General features: G+C 63.6%; 21 protein-coding genes and 1 tRNA gene. 9 read left to right on the top strand and 13 right to left on the bottom strand.

The genetic code is table 11. From position 1 onward, the window contains the following. Nucleotides 1–94: 94 nt before the first annotated feature. Nucleotides 95–544 carry a hypothetical protein gene (locus tag J0X27_RS02230; RefSeq protein ID WP_207270858.1) on the top strand — a complete coding sequence of 150 codons (450 nt, stop codon included), beginning with the start codon at nt 95–97 and terminating at the stop codon, nt 542–544. On the opposite strand, the gene J0X27_RS02225 is transcribed toward J0X27_RS02230, so the two are convergent. Then, entirely contained in the window at nt 529–1,197 is a 669-nt protein-coding gene (locus tag J0X27_RS02225; RefSeq protein ID WP_207270857.1) for an O-methyltransferase, read from the bottom strand. The two genes, J0X27_RS02230 and J0X27_RS02225, sit on opposite strands and share 16 nt — an antisense overlap. A gap of 216 nt (nt 1,198–1,413) precedes the next feature. Between J0X27_RS02225 and J0X27_RS02220 the strand changes: the two genes are divergently transcribed. Further along, nucleotides 1,414–1,869: a dCTP deaminase/dUTPase family protein gene (locus J0X27_RS02220; RefSeq protein ID WP_207270856.1), complete on the top strand. Its 456-nt coding sequence runs from the start codon at nt 1,414–1,416 to the stop codon at nt 1,867–1,869. Between the two features lie 20 nt (nt 1,870–1,889). Here the strand turns inward: J0X27_RS02220 and J0X27_RS02215 are convergent, their stop codons facing one another. From J0X27_RS02215 to J0X27_RS02205, 3 genes are all read right to left on the bottom strand, one after another. Then, a complete protein-coding gene (locus J0X27_RS02215) occupies nt 1,890–2,102 on the bottom strand; it encodes a hypothetical protein (RefSeq protein ID WP_207270855.1) in 213 nt (70 codons plus the stop codon). Nucleotides 2,103–2,195: 93 nt separating this feature from the next. Next, a complete protein-coding gene (locus J0X27_RS02210; protein WP_207270854.1) occupies nt 2,196–2,996 on the bottom strand; it encodes an enoyl-CoA hydratase/isomerase family protein in 801 nt (266 codons plus the stop codon). Further along, nucleotides 2,996–4,564, bottom strand: coding sequence for a long-chain-fatty-acid--CoA ligase (locus J0X27_RS02205; protein WP_207270853.1), 1,569 nt, complete (start codon nt 4,562–4,564; stop codon nt 2,996–2,998). The genes J0X27_RS02210 and J0X27_RS02205 overlap by 1 nt, the downstream gene beginning before the upstream one ends. A 184-nt stretch (nt 4,565–4,748) precedes the next feature. Between J0X27_RS02205 and J0X27_RS02200 the strand changes: the two genes are divergently transcribed. From J0X27_RS02200 to J0X27_RS02185, 4 genes are all read left to right on the top strand, one after another. Next, complete coding sequence (locus J0X27_RS02200; protein ID WP_207270852.1) at nt 4,749–5,369, top strand: universal stress protein; 621 nt, start codon at nt 4,749–4,751, stop codon at nt 5,367–5,369. A 205-nt stretch (nt 5,370–5,574) separates the two neighbouring features. Then, the gene (locus tag J0X27_RS02195; RefSeq protein ID WP_207270851.1) at nt 5,575–5,745 is read left to right on the top strand and encodes a hypothetical protein; all 171 of its coding nucleotides are present in this window, start codon (nt 5,575–5,577) and stop codon (nt 5,743–5,745) included. Nucleotides 5,746–5,949: 204 nt separating this feature from the next. Then, nucleotides 5,950–6,378, top strand: a complete 429-nt coding sequence (locus J0X27_RS02190; RefSeq protein ID WP_207270850.1) for a hypothetical protein — start codon at nt 5,950–5,952, stop codon at nt 6,376–6,378. Nucleotides 6,379–6,984: 606 nt separating this feature from the next. Continuing rightward, nucleotides 6,985–7,233: a hypothetical protein gene (locus J0X27_RS02185; RefSeq protein ID WP_207270849.1), complete on the top strand. Its 249-nt coding sequence runs from the start codon at nt 6,985–6,987 to the stop codon at nt 7,231–7,233. A 200-nt stretch (nt 7,234–7,433) separates the two neighbouring features. Here the strand turns inward: J0X27_RS02185 and J0X27_RS02180 are convergent. From J0X27_RS02180 to J0X27_RS02150, 7 genes are all read right to left on the bottom strand, one after another. Continuing rightward, nucleotides 7,434–7,507: transfer RNA gene (locus J0X27_RS02180), tRNA-Thr, on the bottom strand. A 12-nt stretch (nt 7,508–7,519) separates the two neighbouring features. After that, the gene (locus J0X27_RS02175; RefSeq protein ID WP_207270848.1) at nt 7,520–8,035 is read right to left on the bottom strand and encodes a GNAT family N-acetyltransferase; all 516 of its coding nucleotides are present in this window, start codon (nt 8,033–8,035) and stop codon (nt 7,520–7,522) included. After that, complete coding sequence (locus J0X27_RS02170; protein ID WP_207270847.1) at nt 8,004–9,224, bottom strand: phosphoglycerate kinase; 1,221 nt, start codon at nt 9,222–9,224, stop codon at nt 8,004–8,006. The genes J0X27_RS02175 and J0X27_RS02170 overlap by 32 nt, the downstream gene beginning before the upstream one ends. Nucleotides 9,225–9,325: 101 nt before the next feature. Further along, nucleotides 9,326–9,934: a CBS domain-containing protein gene (locus tag J0X27_RS02165; protein ID WP_207270846.1), complete on the bottom strand. Its 609-nt coding sequence runs from the start codon at nt 9,932–9,934 to the stop codon at nt 9,326–9,328. Nucleotides 9,935–10,018: 84 nt separating this feature from the next. Beyond that, nucleotides 10,019–10,789 (bottom strand): GTP cyclohydrolase III, encoded by a 771-nt coding sequence (locus J0X27_RS02160; RefSeq protein ID WP_207270845.1) that lies wholly within the window; start codon nt 10,787–10,789, stop codon nt 10,019–10,021. A 73-nt stretch (nt 10,790–10,862) separates the two neighbouring features. Continuing rightward, complete coding sequence (locus J0X27_RS02155) at nt 10,863–11,189, bottom strand: DUF5785 family protein (protein WP_207270844.1); 327 nt, start codon at nt 11,187–11,189, stop codon at nt 10,863–10,865. Between the two features lie 213 nt (nt 11,190–11,402). Then, nucleotides 11,403–11,759 carry a DUF555 domain-containing protein gene (locus J0X27_RS02150; protein WP_207270843.1) on the bottom strand — a complete coding sequence of 119 codons (357 nt, stop codon included), beginning with the start codon at nt 11,757–11,759 and terminating at the stop codon, nt 11,403–11,405. Between the two features lie 304 nt (nt 11,760–12,063). Between J0X27_RS02150 and J0X27_RS02145 the strand changes: the two genes are divergently transcribed. Both J0X27_RS02145 and psmB read left to right on the top strand, forming a co-directional pair. Beyond that, nucleotides 12,064–12,234, top strand: a complete 171-nt coding sequence (locus J0X27_RS02145; protein ID WP_169924357.1) for a hypothetical protein — start codon at nt 12,064–12,066, stop codon at nt 12,232–12,234. Nucleotides 12,235–12,387: 153 nt separating this feature from the next. After that, nucleotides 12,388–13,119 (top strand): archaeal proteasome endopeptidase complex subunit beta, encoded by a 732-nt coding sequence (psmB, locus tag J0X27_RS02140; RefSeq protein WP_097379481.1) that lies wholly within the window; start codon nt 12,388–12,390, stop codon nt 13,117–13,119. Nucleotides 13,120–13,206: 87 nt separating this feature from the next. Here psmB and J0X27_RS02135 read toward each other — a convergent pair whose 3' ends face one another. Further along, nucleotides 13,207–14,331, bottom strand: a complete 1,125-nt coding sequence (locus J0X27_RS02135) for a Gfo/Idh/MocA family protein (RefSeq protein WP_207270842.1) — start codon at nt 14,329–14,331, stop codon at nt 13,207–13,209. 361 nt (nt 14,332–14,692) lie between these two features. Here J0X27_RS02135 and J0X27_RS02130 point away from each other — a divergent pair, with 361 nt between their 5' ends. Then, a complete protein-coding gene (locus tag J0X27_RS02130) occupies nt 14,693–15,388 on the top strand; it encodes a ThuA domain-containing protein (RefSeq protein WP_207270841.1) in 696 nt (231 codons plus the stop codon). A 55-nt stretch (nt 15,389–15,443) separates the two neighbouring features. Here J0X27_RS02130 and J0X27_RS02125 read toward each other — a convergent pair whose 3' ends face one another. Continuing rightward, nucleotides 15,444–16,736, bottom strand: a complete 1,293-nt coding sequence (locus J0X27_RS02125) for a TIGR00341 family protein (RefSeq protein WP_207270840.1) — start codon at nt 16,734–16,736, stop codon at nt 15,444–15,446. Nucleotides 16,737–16,844 lie beyond the last annotated feature (108 nt).

The following is a 16,844-nucleotide window of genomic DNA, read 5'->3' as shown; positions in this document are numbered from 1 at the left end:
GGTTGGATCGACAGCGCGACCGAGCGATCGAGACGCATCGCTCGCGGTCAGCCAACAGCTATATATCCGACCGCCCACTGGACCCGGCAAAGCGGTGCACGACGTGATCCCGACAATACGCGGTTCGGATCGATTCCCGCTCGTCGCCTCGCTCGCCTGTTTCGCCGTCGTCGGCGTCGCGAACGTCGCCGTCGACGGGGGTGGACTGACACTGGGAGCGACCGGGCTCGCCGTCGCCGGCGTCTACGGCGTCGCTCGCTACGCACGGTCCGTCAGCCGGCAGACGCTCGCTCGAACGGCGCTAGGACTGTGGCTGGCGTTCCTCGTGGTCGCCGGCACTCACGCGCTCGGGGTCGAGACGATCGGCTCGATCGCGCCGGGTCCCACCGCCGCGACGGTCGTCGCCGTTTCCGCGGCGACGTGGGCCACGCTGCTCGCCGCTGCGGGATCGACGGTCTTTCTTTGGTTTCGGGAGTACGGGTCCCCGTCGCGGGCCGACGAACAGGTCCTCGAGGGCGAGGCCTCCGACTACTCGACGCGGTAGCTCACCGCGATTCCTTCGCCGAGGGGGACGACGACCGTCTCGAAAGCCGGATCGGCACGGACGGTCTCGAGGTAGTCGATAACGCCCTGCGTGTGCTCGTCGACGGCCGTCGGGGAGCCGCCCGCGGCCCACTCGAGCAAGTGGTCGAAGTCGACGACGCTGGCCGTGATCACGTTGTCGGCGACGACGACCCCGCCGACGGGGAGTTTCGATCGGACGGCCTCGAAGGCATCCGCGTAGCGCTCCTTCTGATGATCGATCAGGACGACGTCGAACGGACCGTCGTAGCGGTCGATCGTTTCCATCGCGTCGCCGAGTTCGTACGCTGTGAGGGCGTCGTAGCCACCTGCGGCCATGTACTCGCGAGCGAGCTCGAGTTCGTCCTCGTCGACCTCGGTGAGTACGATCTCGCCGTCGTCGGGGAGGGCGTCGGCAAACCAGTACGCCGAGTAGCCATACCCCGATCCGAACTCGAAGATCCGTTCCGCGTCGCTCAGGCGGGCCACGAATCGGAGGAACGCGCCGACCTCGGGACCGACGTGGGGAAAGCCCTCGGCGGCGGCGTACTCGTCCATCTCGATCAGCGTCTCGTCGGGATCCGGCCCGACCGCGCGAACGAAGCGAGCGATCTCGTCGGTGAGAACGTCGGTCATACGATGGCATACGGGACCCAGCCTATAGGGTTCCGGGAGGCAGATCGGCTCCGCCACGCGTCCCGGCCGCCTCCCGGTTCCAACCGGCGGGGAACGAGACGCAGGAACGCGGTTCCTGCAGACAGTGCCCGACCGTCCGCGTGGCCGTCGAGACGGACCCACGAAACGCCTCCGACAGTATCCTTTTTGATGCTCGGAAGCATCGTATCACCCGACATGTCTACCGAACACCCTCTCACCGAGTACGTCGACAATCTGGTGTACGAACCGGTTCAGGTCTCCGAAGACGGGATCGACTTGACGGTCAGCGCCATCTACGAGGTGGCCGCCCCCGGCCGGCTCGACTTCGGCGGCGACGAACTCACCGACGCCGACCTCGAGCCGGTGCCGACGGAACTCGACACTCCCCAGGACGAGTACGGCTGGTGGCACCTCGAGGGCGGCCAGTACGTCCTCCAGCACAACGAGTTCCTGACGGATCTCGAGGAGCCGGTACAGCTCCAGCCACGGAACGAGCTGTTAGCTCGTGGCGGCTCGCATCCGTCGATGCAGGTGCGAGACCACCTCCCGCTGATCCCGCTGACGGTCGCCGACGGGGGGCTCAAGATCAAGGAGAACGCGCGGGTGTCGACGCTCGTTCCTATCGGGATCGATTCAGCGGCGACCGAGTAACTGCGTCCCGCGGGACGCAACTACGAGTCGTAGGCGATGTGTTCGATGGCGACCACCAGTCGGTAAAACAGGGACAGGAGAGCGAGTACGGCGACGAAGACGAGCGGGAGGATAGAGAAGACGAAGACGGAACCGGGGCTGAGGATACCGTAGCCGCTGATCACCAGCCAGACGAGAACGGTTGCGATTCCGGCAGGCGACCGCATCAGGTCGCGGAGTGGGGAGGGCGACATAGGTAAAAACTCCAACCTGAAGGTCAAAAATAATTTCGGTGAGTGGGCGTAACGAAATAGTACAAAGCCACGACGGAACCGGCGGCGACCGGCCTATCGGCCTTCGTACTCGGGATCCCGGTCCTCGAAGAAGGCGCTGACGCCCTCCTCGTGATCCTCGGTCTCGAAGACGATCCCCTGTGCCGTGGCCTCGTCGGTGAGGGCTTGCTCGAGGGATTTCTCGAGGCCCTCGCCGAGGAGACGGTTGGCGTGACGCAGCGCGATCGGCGGGCCGGAGACGATCCGTCCGACGAACTCCTCGACACGCTCGTCGACCTCGTCGCTGTCGTAGACGTGATTGACGAGGCCGATCTCCAGTGCGTGCTCGGCGTCGATGATGTCGCCCGTGAGCACGAGTTCCTTCGCGACGTTTTCCCCGACGACTCGGGGGAGCAGATAGGAGGTGCCGGCGTCGACGCTCAGGCCGACCTGCCGGAAGACGAAGCCGAAGACGGCGTCCTCGGTGGCGAGTTGCATGTCACAGGCCAGCGCCAGGTTCGCACCGGCACCGACGGCGGGGCCGTCGATGACCGCGACCGTCGGCACCGGGAAGTCGATGAGCCGCCGCATCAGTTCGTTCGTCGACCGCTCGAGCGTCCGGACCCGTTCGTCGGCGGGGACGTCGTTTTCGATGCCTTCGACCATCGACTCGATGTCGCCGCCGGCCGAGAACGACCCGCCCGATCCCTCGACGATCACGCAGCGGGCGTCGCTGCCTTCGATTTCGTCGAGGGCCTCGGTGAGTCCGGCACTGATCCCCTCCGAGAGGGGGTTGCGGCGGTCCGGCTGGTTGAGCGTGATCGTCGCGACCCCCTCGTCTTCGATCTCGAGGAGGACGTCGTCGCCGAGCGACATTATGCGTCCCCCTCCGCTTCGCGAAGTTTGAACTTCTGGACTTTCCCGGTCGTCGTTCGGGGGAGTTCGTCGACGAACTCGACTTCACGCGGGTGTTTGTACTCCGCGAGGTTGGTCAGGCAGTACTCTTTGATCTCGTCTTCGGTGACGTCGCCGTCGGGCGTGCGAACGATGAAGGCCTTGACCGTCTCCCCGCGGCGTTCGTCGGGGATGCCGGCCACGGCGGCGTCGGCGACGTCCTCGTGCTCGAAGAGGAGCTCCTCGACCTCCCGTGGATAGACGTTGTAGCCGCCGGTGACGATCATGTGCTTCTCGCGGTCGACGACGTAGAAGAAGCCGTCTTCGTCCTTGTAACCGATGTCGCCGGTGTGGAACCAGCGGCGGCCACCCTCCTCGGTGAAGGCCTCCTCGTTGGCCTCGGGTAGGCCGTAGTAGCCTTTCATGACGTTCGGGCCAGCGACGACGATCTCGCCGGTGATCTCGCGGAGATCGGCCTCTTCCTCGTCGATCGGTCCCTCCTCGACCGGCGAGACCTCCTCGAAGTCCGCGTCGACGACCTTGGAGTCGACGCCGGGGACGGTCTTCCCCACGCTGCCGACGCGGCGACCGTCCAGCGGGCTATTGAAGTGAGTGATCGGACTGGTCTCGGTCAGTCCGTATCCCTCATAGACTTTCGGCTCGTAGAGTTCCTCGAACCGACGCAGGACCTCGACGGGGATCCCGGATCCTCCGACGCCACAGAGCCGCACCGACGAGAGATCGAACTCCTCGGCGTTGGGCTGGTTGATGACGTCGTTGTACATCGCCGGCACGCCGTGGACGATCGTCAGCGCCTCGTCCTCGACGAGCGAGACGGCGTCCTGTGCGTCCCATTCGGGCATCGGGTAGAAGGCAGCGCCGTTGAACAACGCCGTGTTCATCACGACGGTCATCCCGTAGATGTGGAACAGCGGCAACACGCCGAGCTGTTTGTCGTCCGGCCGAATCCCGTCCGGAATGAGCTTCGACGCCGCGTTCGCGTTCGACGCGAGGTTCGAGTGGGTGAGCTGAACGCCCTTTGGCTGCCCGGTCGTCCCCGAGGTGTAGGGCTGGACCGCGACGTCGTCGTCGTCGCGGTCGGCGACGTCGGGATCACCCGGCTCGAGGAACTCCTCGAGCGTGCTCGCACCGTCGGCCTCGCCGCCGATGCTGACCACGTGCTCGACGGCCGTCTCGTCTTTGACCTCGTTGACGAACGGAACGAGATCGGCCAGCGCGACGACGACTTTTGCCTCGCTGTCCCCCAGCAGATGACCGATCTCGCGGGATTTGTACTGCGGGTTCATCGGGACGACGACCCCGCCGGCTCGAAGCGTTCCGTGGAAGGCGATCAGAAACGGCGGCACGTTCGGCAGATAGAGTGCGACGCGGTCGCCCTCGCCGAGACCTCGTTTCTCGAGCGCAGTCGCGAACGCCCCTGTCTGCCCCCAGAACTCCTCGTAGCTCGTTTCCGAGCCCTGAAACCCGATCGCGGTATTGTCGCCGTATTCCTCGACGGCACCCGCGAGATTAGTGACAAGATTTGTCATGCTCCGTGCGATACGTTTGCGCGTATCGTAAAAAAGATTTACATCGTTCGATAGAACGACCGGAATCACTTTCCACCGATAATGAGAAGATGTGTACTCGGATTGAAAAGAACGCGATTTGGCGTTCGAAGGCGAGCCCTCACGGAGGGAGTATTTAGGGACAGACGGCTTATGTCATCGTGTCATGTATCAGGACATCCTCATCCCGACCGACGGGAGCGACGGGACCCGTCAATCGATCACACACGGGTTGACGATCGCGGATCGGTTCGACGCGACGATCCATGCGCTGTCGATCGTTCCCGAAGGACCCCTCGGGACGCTCCAGACCGATGAAGCCATCCCGGCGGCCGAACGGGCAGTCGAGCGCGTCGAGACCGAGGCGACGAGGGAGGGCGTCGACGCCGTCACCGCGGTCGAACAGGGTGTCCCCCACGAGGAGATCCTCGCGTACGTCGACGAACACGGGATCGACATGATCGTCATGGGCACACAGGGCCGGACCGGACTCGACCGCGTGCTGGTCGGCAGCGTCACGGAACGGGTCGTTCGCATGGCCGACGTGCCGATCGTGACCGTCCGCCTGACCGACGATCTCCGGATCGAAGACGCCGACGAGGCGGAACGGATCGCCAGAAAGACGGCCGAACAGGAGGGGTACAGCGAGATCTCCGTCCGAGAGGACCCACACCGGACCAGCGCATCCTGGATCGTCCCCCTCGAGACCGACTCGGGACCGGTTCACGTCCACGTCGACGCCCTGACGAGCGAGGCCCGACTTGCAAGCGGCACCGAGACGACGTAACCGATACCGGCTGGCAGCCGAGAGATAACGCCTCGAAACGATCGACTCCTCCCCGAAAAACGGACGCGGTAACTACACGTGTGCGAGAGTCGCGGGCGGCCCATCTCTCTCGGATCGCTATTCAGTCGTCGTCCCGTGACGGTCTCGAACAGGCGACTGTTGCTGTGAGAGGTAGTTTTTAATGCGTGGATATACATGCCATCACATGGCAAACAGCGAGGACGATAGCTGGGTCGGCATCAGGAACACCACGACTGTCCCGAGTCAGTCGGCGCTGCTGAACGGCCACATTGCTCCGGAACCGTTGGCCCTTGTGGTGATCGCGATCCTACTGCTTACTGTCCTCGCAACCGGTCATCAACTCGGACTCTGGTAACTCTCGAGCGAGTCCGCGGATGATGACGACGGAGGCAGTACTCTCTAGTAGCCGATTGGGTCGGTTCACGATCCCAGTCCCGGACGGACTGTTTTACCGTTAGGAGAGGGATTCATAGAACGACTCACACACCCGCTGTGCAGGCATCCTAATTCGATAAGTACAGGGGGTAGAATTAACTACACGTATTCAACAGCATCATACATGAATCGGCTTCGCCAGTGGTACTTTCCGCTGGGGTTTGCAATCACCATCGGCCTTATCTTAGCTGCCATCACGCTCTTCGTCCAGATCTACATAGCACGTTTTGAGTATGGTGACGGACTTGCTCCGGGGATAATAATGCAGTTCTGGATAGTTGCTGGGTCATTTCTCCTCGGGGCTATTTCGGCATTCACTTCCGCACGATACCATGTCATCTCATCCGTTCTTATTGCCGTTGGCATATACGGGTGGACGCTTCTTATCTCGTGGTCTGCCATGGTTGATTCAGCACAGTCGCCCGGTGCTGGTCTCACACCAACCCTGTTTGACCTCATCATAGGTCCATTTTGGTTTCTCCTGCTGATTATCGGTCTTATCGTCGGTGGAATTGAATACGGAATCCGGCATCTGCTTAATTCGCAGCTATAGCGGTCAGTTCGCAGACCTACTTGTCGGCCAATTCACCATCGAAGTGGATGTAATCAACACTATGGGAAGAGTTCTATGACACCCTCGTTAGGAGGCAACGTAGCGTCCTCTCTGTTGATCGTTCTATCGTAACGACTGCAACGATTCACACACTGATCGCACAGTTGTCGTGCGATCAGGTGTGCATCGACTCGCAGTGACTACTAGCGAGTCGACAGCAGTCACACCCGGTGTCCGCTGGGCGTATCACGGGTCGTTTGGACAGTCGACGTCGACCCGCACGTGCCACCTACCGCTTTCAGCTGATAACAGCGGTAGTACCTGACTGTGTAGCCAGTAGAGTTATCTGTGAATGATCCGGACGTTTTATCGGCGAGGGATAGGGGAGATCCGACCACACAGCCACCACCAGATCCACTCTGGAACAGCACCAGAACTCGCCACCCGAAATCGAGCCATGGAACTCAATCGCCATATTGCCACTCGATTTCGGATCTCCCTCCCCAGTCGAACACCCATCGACAGGGGGCTCCAACGCTGCCCCTCCCGGTCAGCGTTTTGTCCGCTAACCGGACTGTCAGACCGTTCGAAAAACAACCACAAATAATGTCCACCGATCAGAATTACGACGATTTCCTCACTGCCGTCGCCTTGGCCGAGTTTTCGTACCGACGGCAGAGAGAAAATCCTCGGCTGGCTGCGAGATCCTGGCAGCTCGCGGTCAGTCGCCTCGCGAAGTACGATGTTGACCCCTACGAAGCGGTTGATGCGCTCAGAGCCGACGACAGGCGGAACGCGATCGCCCACCTCGAAAGAGGGCCACCCGAGACGACAGACCCGCCGATTCGTCGGTGAATCCGAGCCGTTGTCAAAAACGCCGCGGTCAACGCCGTCAATCAGGAAACGTCACGGGATGTGGGTCATCCACGACAGTGGCGGAACGGTACCCAACCCCAGCGCAGGGCTGTTGTACTCACTATCGCTACCAGTCCGCCGTATCCAGGAGTGGAATTTGAACCCACGAAGTCTCGGTACAAGTCGAGTTCGCGCCGTCAAGCCAGGGGTGGGATTTGAACCCACGAAGTCTCGATTACAAGTCGAGTGCATGAACCGCCCATGCTCCCCTGGCGCACTCCGTGGGTTAGCCGTCCTCCTTTGAATGTGTATCGTTTTCGTCCCGGTCCGCGAGCGAGCGTCGCATCGTCACCCGGAACTCGTCGTAGCCGTTCCGACGGTAAAACTGCCGTGCACCTCCGTTGTCGGCCATCACTTCGAGGAGCATCACGTCGGCCCCCTGTTCGAGGAGCGACTCCTCGGCGGCCTCGAGCAGTGCGGAGCCGATTCCCCGATCCCGGGCGGCGGGTTCGACGTAGATGTTCGAGAGGAGGCCGCGTGTGGTCTCGAGTTCGAGGGTCCCGCGTTCGATCGAGACGGAGGCGAACCCGACGATCCTGTCGCCGAGGCGGGCGACGAGCAGCCCGTCGTTGACGAGGTAGGCTCCGAGCGTCTCCCGCATCGCCTCGCGGTTGGCCTCCGGGCGGACGGCGGACTCGTGCTGGCGCTGGTCGCGAGCGAGTCGGACCCACAGGTCGGCGACGGTGTCGATATCGTCCCGCGTGGCGGTCTCAATCGTGGGTTGCGGGTTGCTGGGGGGCATTCTCGAGTGCCGTGACGGCTGGAAGTGATTCCGCGGTGAGCATCCGCAACGCAGCGCCGCCGCCGGTACTGACGTGAGAGAAGCCCGTAACGCCGAGTTTGCGCAGTGCAGAGGCCGTATCGCCACCGCCGACGATGCTCGTCGTGGTCTCCGTGGCAGCGCCGTAGAGTTGCTTGGTCCCGTTCTGGAAGCGGTCGTCCTCGAAGACGCCGGCTGGCCCGTTGAGGATCACCGTTTCGGCATCCGTGAGGATCCGCCGGTAGTAGTCGAGCGTCGACTCGCCGATATCCATCGCGGACTCGCCGTCTCCGGGTGGCAAGGCGTTGACACCGAGTTCGTGGCGGCTGCCGTCGCGAGCGACGGCAACGTCTCTCGGAAGCGCGATTCGGTCACCGTAGGCGTCGAGTAAATCTGCGGCACGGTCGATCTCGTCCCAGTACCCCTGGTCGTAGATGAAATCGGAACTGGCATCGCCGAGGTCGACGCCGTCCGCGATGAGAAAGACGTTGCCGACGACGCCTGCGGTGAGGACGTGATCGGCCAGCCCCTTCTCCAGGACGGACCAGGCGACGTCGATCGAATCCGATACTTTCGCGCCACCGAGAACGTACACTCGTGGTTCGGGGGTCGCTTCGATAGAGCCGAGAATATCGAGTTCGGATTCCATCACGCGGCCGGCGTAGCCGGGAAGGACCGTCGGCAGTCCGACGAGCGAGGGTTGTGAGCGGTGGGCGGCGGCGAAGGCGTCGTTGACGTACGCGTCGAGGACGGGTTCCAGTCCCTCGACGAGGTGGGTCCGAGCGGCTCGTTCGGGCTCGAATTCCATGTACTCCTCGCTGTAGAAGCGCGTGTTCTCGAGCACGACGCAGTCGCCGTTCGTAAGCTCCTCGACGGCCGTGCGAGCGGCGCTCGTAAAGGTCGAATCGACGTACTCGACGGGCTGGTCGAGCAGTTCCGAGAGGCGATCGGCGTGGGGCTCGAGGCAGACGAAATCGTCACCGCCGGGCCGGCCCTGGTGGGCGAGAACGGCGACGCGGCCCCCGCGTTCGAGCAGTTCCGAGAGGGTGTCGACGTGGGCGCGGAGTCGGGCGTCGTCCGCGAGCGTGCCGTCGTCGATCGGACTATTAATGTCGACGCGAACGCCGATAGTAGTCCCGTCGACGGCCAGATCGTCGAGGGTCTCGATCATTACCACTCTGTCCACCGCGGCACCCGAAAGGTCTTTCTATCGGAGAGATACGGCTCGGTGACTGGTGTCACGGCACACGCTGTCGTCGTCACCGGGAGCGGTCACACCGTTCGGCAGTCCGCACAGACCAGTTGCCCGTTGGCGTCCCAGAGCGCATCCGCAAGCGACCCACAGGCCTCGCAGACCCCCTGGGTGGTGTACTCGTCGCCGCCGTTGGGAAGCATTGCGGTGCCGGCTTCGTCGGGAGCACGAGCGGCCGCGGGGTCGGCTGCCGTCTGCGTCCGGTCGATCGGTGGTTCGCTCGAGCGGGCAGGGGTCATCGTGGCCTGGAACGAACCCGCGGCGGCGATGACGTCGCGTTGGGTTACCAGACCGACGATGCCGTCATCGCCTTCGACGACGACGTTACGGATGTTCTGGCGGGCCATCGTGGTGGCGACGTCGGTCAGCGACCGGTCGGGACCCACCGTGATGACGGGCGTCGTCATCACGTCACCGACGGTCGTCTCGTCGGGATCGTCGGCGTCGGCGACGAGTCCGAGCACGTCCCACTCGGTCACGATGCCGACCGGGTCCGCGCCACGGACGACGAGCGCACAACTCGTCCGTTCGTCCCGCATGAGTCGAACGACACCGCGAAGGGCGTCGGACTCGCTGACGCCGACGTAATCGCTCGTCAGCACATCTCTGACTGACAGTTCCGATTCCATGTGTGAATTAACCCCACGGACGGGCTAAAAGCTACCCCCGTCACACTTAAGCGAAGCGGCGGCGAAGTTCCCTGCGTCTCGTTTTCAGGCCGTTTCCCACTCGAGTTCGACTCTGGTGCCGTCCGCTCGACAGGTTTCGAGGGCGTGTTTCGCCTCGAAGCCGGCTTCGTGGGCGCTTTTGCCGCGGCCGACGCCGACCTGCATTCCGACGTCGACGGTCTCTTCGACGTGAGTGATCGCCTCCTCGTAGTCGTCTGCTTCCAGTTCGGGACAGACGACGATGACGTTGTCCCCGCCGACGAAAAACGAGAGGCTATCGTGAGAATAGCGCATGTGCCGCATGAGTTCCGCGTATCCCTGCTCGATCTCGATGAACGTGTCGAAGGCGTTGAGTTCGTCGGTGTAGTTGCCGGTCGCGTTGATCACGTCGAAGTGTGCGATCTGGACGTCGTCGTCGGTTCGGTGGTCGTCGTCGATGTCCCGGCCCTCGAGACACTCGCGACGGTTTTTGTCCTGTGCGCTGCCGGCTTCCTGCAGTCGGTTGGTCGCGTCGGACAACGCCTGGACGGGACTCGTGCCGGTCGCGACGCCGAGGCTGAGCGTCACGGGGTATCGGTTCCCGACGGACTCCTGGAGAAGCGCGTGGTCCTCGAGCGAGCAGCCGTTCGTGACGGCGATCATGTTGTCGAAGCGAGTGAAAAAGACGTACCCGCCACGATTACCGACGAACTGTGAGATATCCGCGAACAGCCGGGACTGCATGGTCTGCAGGTCGGCCTCCCGCCGGGGCTCGGGCGTTACGGTCCAGGGCCCGTAGTTGTCGATCTGAACGAGCGTTACTTGCGTGTTTGTCACGGTGTCGGACTCTTTCGAACGGTGTCGTATAAGCGATACGCAATCCAGATTCGTGATGGAGGCGGACGGGCGTCTAGGCGTGTTTCTTCTCGGGGTTTTTGCCCTGCGGGTGGTACGTCCAGAAGTCTCCCGCTCGCATCGCCGCGCCGACGGCCTTGTGCATGTCGAGCATCGTCTCGAACTCCGCGGGCTCGACGTACTCGAAGATTTCGCTCATCGGGACGACCGTCTCGTAGTTGATCCGGATCGGATACTCGCCGTACTCCTCGACGAACTCGTCGCGGTCCATCGGGAAGTCCTCCTCCTCGTCGACCTTGTCCGCGATGATCCGCATGTCGAACTTGCGCATCCCCTCGCTGCCTTCCTCGCCATCGGGATCGACTGGCCAGTTGCTACTCATGCTCGGACGTGTGTAGGGGATCCGCAAAAGGATTTCTCCTCGTCGCTGCCAGTCCGGTTCCGATCGGCCATACCGTCCGGGTGTAATCGGTGCGATGGCGTCACGAACCGACCCCACATCCCCGACCGCTGACTCGAACGATCGGTCGTCCGTACTCGGACCGTCGTTCGTCTCGGGAGGTAGTGGTAGTTCGTCGGCGCGCCTGCAGGCGCGCTAGTCGTCTTCCGCCTCCGTCTCGATGATATCGACGACCGACAGCGGGACGTCGCGTAGCGCGCCGCCGACCTCGCTTTTCGCGATCCGAGAGGCGTGTTCCTCGCCGTCGGCGTTGAACACTTCCATCTCGAGTGCGAGACCGACGAGTGCGGTGTCGGCCGCGATAAAGGCCGAGTCGAACGGCTCCCCGCAGGCCGGACAGCCCGTCGCGCCGACCTCGACCTCGACGTAGTCCATGTCTTCGCTGTTGAGTCGCTTCCCGGCTTCGCTGACGGCGACGCCGATCGCGTCGTCGATCGCATCGACGTCACGAACGAGCCATGCCGCTTCCATCGCGACGAGATAATTGCCCATACCACCTGGTCGGTCCGGGGGGTTTCCTGCTTTGCGGTTCGTCGGCGCTCTCGTTCCCACGGGACACACGCGGTTCGAGCGTGCGCACGTGAATCGGATGATTCCCATAACTTATGGGAAATCCCCGGATCGATTCTCACCGACATACCCGTAGATCGACGCGGGCACGCCCTCGGTTGTTTTGTAGACAAGTGAAATTGAACCGCATGCAAGCGTCGACCTGGTCGAACAGTAACGATCGTTATGAAAGTCACACAGGAGGAACTTTTATATATGCCCTCGGCCAGAGCACGGATGAACGCTGATGATATCCCGCGCGTACCACGCGACGCTGTTCGCACTGTACCAACTCTGTATCGTGATCGGCATCGTCGCGATGCCACTCGCGATCGCCGCCCGTCAGGCAGGGGTCACCCTGCCGGTCCACCGCATCCTCGAAAACGTCGAGGAGGCCTACGAAGCCACGACGCACTGATCGACCGAACCGAGCCCGACTCGTTTTCCCGCTCGTCGACCGGCGAGCTACGGAACTCCCGCGCCAGCGGCCCCGCTCTCGAGGTCGGCGAAAGCGGAAACCGGAATGGTGACCGCCGGTGTTTTATACCGTCCCGGCCGTAGATGACGATCAATGCGTACGCCCACCCACGACTCCGATTTCTCTCGGACAGTCGATAAGTTGGCCGACGATCCAAACCCCTACGAGCCGGAAGTCGGATCGATGCCCCAGAACGACCTGACACAGGCCGATCTGGACAACGTCAACAAGACCGGGACCACGACGATCGGCATCTCCACCGCCGACGGCGTCGTCATCGCGACCGATATGCGTGCCAGCCTCGGCGGCCGGTTCGTCTCGAACAAGAACGTCCAGAAGGTCGAGCAGATCCACCCGACCGCCGCGCTCACGCTCGTGGGCAGCGTCGGCGGTGCGCAGTCGTTCATCTCGACGCTGCGCGCCGAGGTCAACCTCTACGAGGCCCGCCGCGGCGAGGGCATGAGCATCGACGCGCTGGCGACGCTGGCCGGTAACTTCGCTCGCGGCGGCCCGTTCTTCGCCATCCATCCCATCCTGGGCGGCGTCGACGACGAGGGCAGCCACGTCTACAGCATCGACCCCGCCGGCGGCGTCATGGAAGACGACTACACCGTCACCGGCAGCGGGATGCAACTCGCCTACGGTCACCTCGAGCAGGCCTACGAACCGGACATGTCGAACGAGGAGGCGAAGACGGTCGCCGCCCGCGGGATCAAGTCCGCCGTCGAGCGCGACACCGGCTCCGGGAACGGCGTCTTCCTCGCGGAGATCACCGACGAGGGCGTCGACATCCACGGCCACCACGACTTCGACGAAGTCCTCTAAGCGGTCGAAACAGACGTTTTCCAGTGTTCTCCGCTCAGTAGCCGTGGCTCTCGGATCACGGAATGGCGGAAAAACGGGGTTCGTTCGTTACTCGAGTCGCGCCGCCTGCTCGAGTTCCGCGTCACTGATACGAGGGTCGGCGAGCGTCGTCGCCCGCCCCGTCTCACTCGAGCGGTAGATCGCGTCGATCACGCGCTGGACCGTCAACGCTTCCTCGACCGTGTTCGTCTCCGGCGGCGTGCCGGCGGCGACGGTCTCGAGGAACTGTTCGTCCTGCTTGCCGTAGCCGGTGATGGAGCTGTCGCCGCTCAGAGTGACGTCGGCGTAGTGATCGCAGCCGGCGGTCCCGGCTTCGAGAATCCGCAGGTCGGTGTCGCCGATATCGAACTGGGCACCTGCCTTGGTCCCACGAACTTTGAAGTCCATGCTCTCCTCGCGGTTGGTCGCCCAGGCGGCCTCGAGCGAAATCGTCTGGCCTTCGGCGGTGCGGATGAAGGCGCTGACGGAGTCGTCGACCTCGTAGGTTTCGGCCTCGGCGTCCCAGTTGTCACCGAAGCCCTCGGGGTCGGCGTACTCCTCGCTCGTGCCGAAGGTCGTTCGCGCGACGCCGCTGACTTCGACGATCTCGGGGAAATCGAGCGCGTAGAGCGCGAGGTCGAGCGCGTGGACACCGATATCGAGCAACGCGCCCCCGCCAGCGAGTTCGGGATCGGTAAACCACGAGCCGGGACCGGGAACACCGCGCCGACGGACGTAGTCCGCCTCGACGTGGGTCAGATCGCCAAAGCGACCGCGGGCGTGTTGTTCCTCGAACATGGCCATCGACGCGGCGTGGCGATTGTGAAACCCGACCATACAGATGCCCGCCGAGCGAGCCGCCGCTTTGGCGATCCGCTCGGCGCTTTCCAGCGTGTGTCCGAGGGGCTTCTCGACGAGAACGTCCAGCCCCGCCTCGAGGGCGGCGATGGTGATGGGTTCGTGGAACCGGTTTGGCGTCGTCACGATGACGGCGTCGACCGCCTCGTCGGCGACGAGTTCCGCGTGGGTCTCGTAGGTCCGTGCGCCGAACTCGTCGCCGAACCGGTCGCGTTGCTCCGGAACAAGGTCGACGCCGGCGGCGACAGTCGCGCCGAGTTCCTGCATGCTTCGCGCGTGAAGGTTACCCATGCCCCCGAGGCCGACGATCCCGACCCCGATCCCGTCCCCGATCATGTCCAAACACCCGATTTCGTCTCAGCAACAATGGAAGTGCGGTGAGAAACAAGCCATTTCGACATCGTTCGTGCTCGATCCCGGTCCATACAGAGTGGCGGTCAGCGATCGAAATAAGGGTTGTGACCGATTAATCTGTACAACCATTGCGTATTTCACGTATTACTATATTATTACGGCACCACACCCCAGATGTATTGACCGAAATCGTATTCCGATCCGTCGCAACAGATCCGACGTTTGACAGGAGGGGTCGGTGTCCCGTCGGTACTCCCGACGGTGGTTCGGGGTGCGAATCGCGACGGAGTAGAACCGTGTTACTGCCACCAGTATAAGGCCCCGGAGAGCGGACCGATCCGCCATGGTCGCAGTCACGATCTGGAACGAGTTCCGACACGAACGGACGGACGACGACGTCGCAGCGGTCTATCCGGACGGTATCCACGAGACGCTCGCCGACGCGCTCGAGGACGACCACGCCGTCCGGACCGCGACGCTCGACGACCCCGAGCACGGCCTCACCGAGGACGTCCTCGCGTCGACGGACGTGTTGCTGTGGTGGGGCCACGAGGCCCACGACGAGGTCACCGACGAGGTCGTCGACAGGGTTCAGGAACGCGTCCTCGAGGGAATGGGCCTACTCCTCCTTCACTCGGCCCACTACTCGAAGGTCTTCAAGCGGCTCATGGGCACGTCCTGTAGCCTGCAGTACCGGGAGGACGGCGAGACCGAACGCCTCTGGGTCGTCGACCCCGGCCATCCGATCGCCGACGGACTCGGGGAGTCGATCGAACTCCCGGAAACGGAGATGTACGGCGAGCCGTTCGACGTCCCCGAACCCGACCGGCAGGTGTTCGTCAGCTGGTTCGAGGGCGGCGAGGTGTTCCGCAGTGGCTGCTGTTACCGGCGCGGAAACGGCCGGATCTTCTACTTCCGACCGGGCCACGAGACGTATCCGATCTACGAGAACGAGGACGTTCGGCGGGTGCTGCGCAACGCGGTCGACTGGGCCGCGCCGACCGAGGGCGCGCCACGGACGTTCGGAAAACGGGACTGATGGCGATCCACGCCTGCACTGGGGGACCGAATCCGGCGGTGTGATCCGAGTCGACTCACCCGCTGCGTTGTGTCTCGACCAGTTCGACGACTACCTCGAGGTCGACACCGGTCGCCGCCTCCAGGCGCTCGCGAACGTCGTCGGCGAAGTCGTCGGGGAGTTGCTCGCCCGGCGGGCGTTCGACGAGGACGGTAACGCCCGGTTCAGCGCCAGTGTAGACGTCGACGAGTTCGTAGTCGACGGCGAGTTCCTGGAACTGGAGATCGGCACCGTCGACCAGTCGGTCTTCGCTCATCGTCTCGAGTTCGGTCCGCACGTCGTGTTCGACCGCCGCAGTCCGGTACGTCCCGTAGGTGACGCCGCCGAGAACGGCAGTGAGGATGACGATCCCGACCAAGAGGACGACGACCCGCGAACGCAGTCTTCCGTAGGCGCGCTCGACGTCCGCGGAGCGGTGGGGCCGGTAGCCCGAGAGCCACAGCAAGAGCAACGCCGCGAGATTGATCGAGAGCATGTTGACGAGCACGAGCGTGCCGGCAGTGAGCACGACCTCCGGACGCCCCCAGGCGATGCCCAGTCCCGCGGTGGCAGCCGGCGGAACGAGCGCGACGGCGATCGCGACCCCAACGAGGACCGACCCGACGTTGCGAGTGAGGCTGACGACCGCAGCCACGCCGGAGCCCAGGGCGAGAAACAACGCGAGGAGGTCGGGGGTGATCCGCTCGCTGATCTGGGGAACCGTCGTGATGTCGAATCCCGGCGGGAGCAATACCGTCCCCCTGAGTACCCACCCGATCGTCGCCGCCGTCGCGATCGAGACCACGAGTCCCGCACCCTGGAGCACGACGCCACGCGTCGCGAGCGATTCGTCGTCGACGACGACGCCGACGCTCGCCGACAGCGCCGGCCCCATCAGCGGCGCGACGACCATCGCACCGATGATCGTCGCCGCGGAATCGAGCAACAGTCCCGCCGTCGCGATCGCCGTGCTCACGACGAGCAGGCTGAAGTAGGTCGACGCTGCCGGTGCGAGATCGGCCGCTCGCGACCGGAGTTCCTCCCGAGAGATCCTCGTTCCCGAAAATCGACTGGACAGATCGTCGGTCCGATCCGAGACGATCGTCTCCGCGGCCGTGACGACCGTGTACGAGCGTTCGTCGAGCCCGGCGGCTCGAAAGTCGGCCACCAGCCCCTCCACGGCCGGCGGCGGGACGGGAATCGAAACGAGTGCCTCGAACTCGCCACGGTCCGTATCCCGTGACACAGTATAGTCGACGCCGGCCTCCTCGACCGCCTCGAGGACGAGGTCCAACTCGCCTCGCGGCACGAATACCTGGACGAGACGCATAGGGCCAGTACAGCCGAGACTGGCATAGGCTGTTGCCACACGACGGCGACTGTCAGACCAAGCGACCGATCGGAACCGTGCCGACCGACCCCGGTGAAGAACCCCCAG

Origin of the sequence: Natrinema longum (assembly GCF_017352095.1) — an archaeon.
Classification (GTDB): Archaea; Halobacteriota; Halobacteria; order Halobacteriales; family Natrialbaceae; genus Natrinema; species Natrinema longum.
Note: the sequence above shows the minus strand (reverse complement) of the source record. Positions and strands in the feature narration are given on the sequence as shown.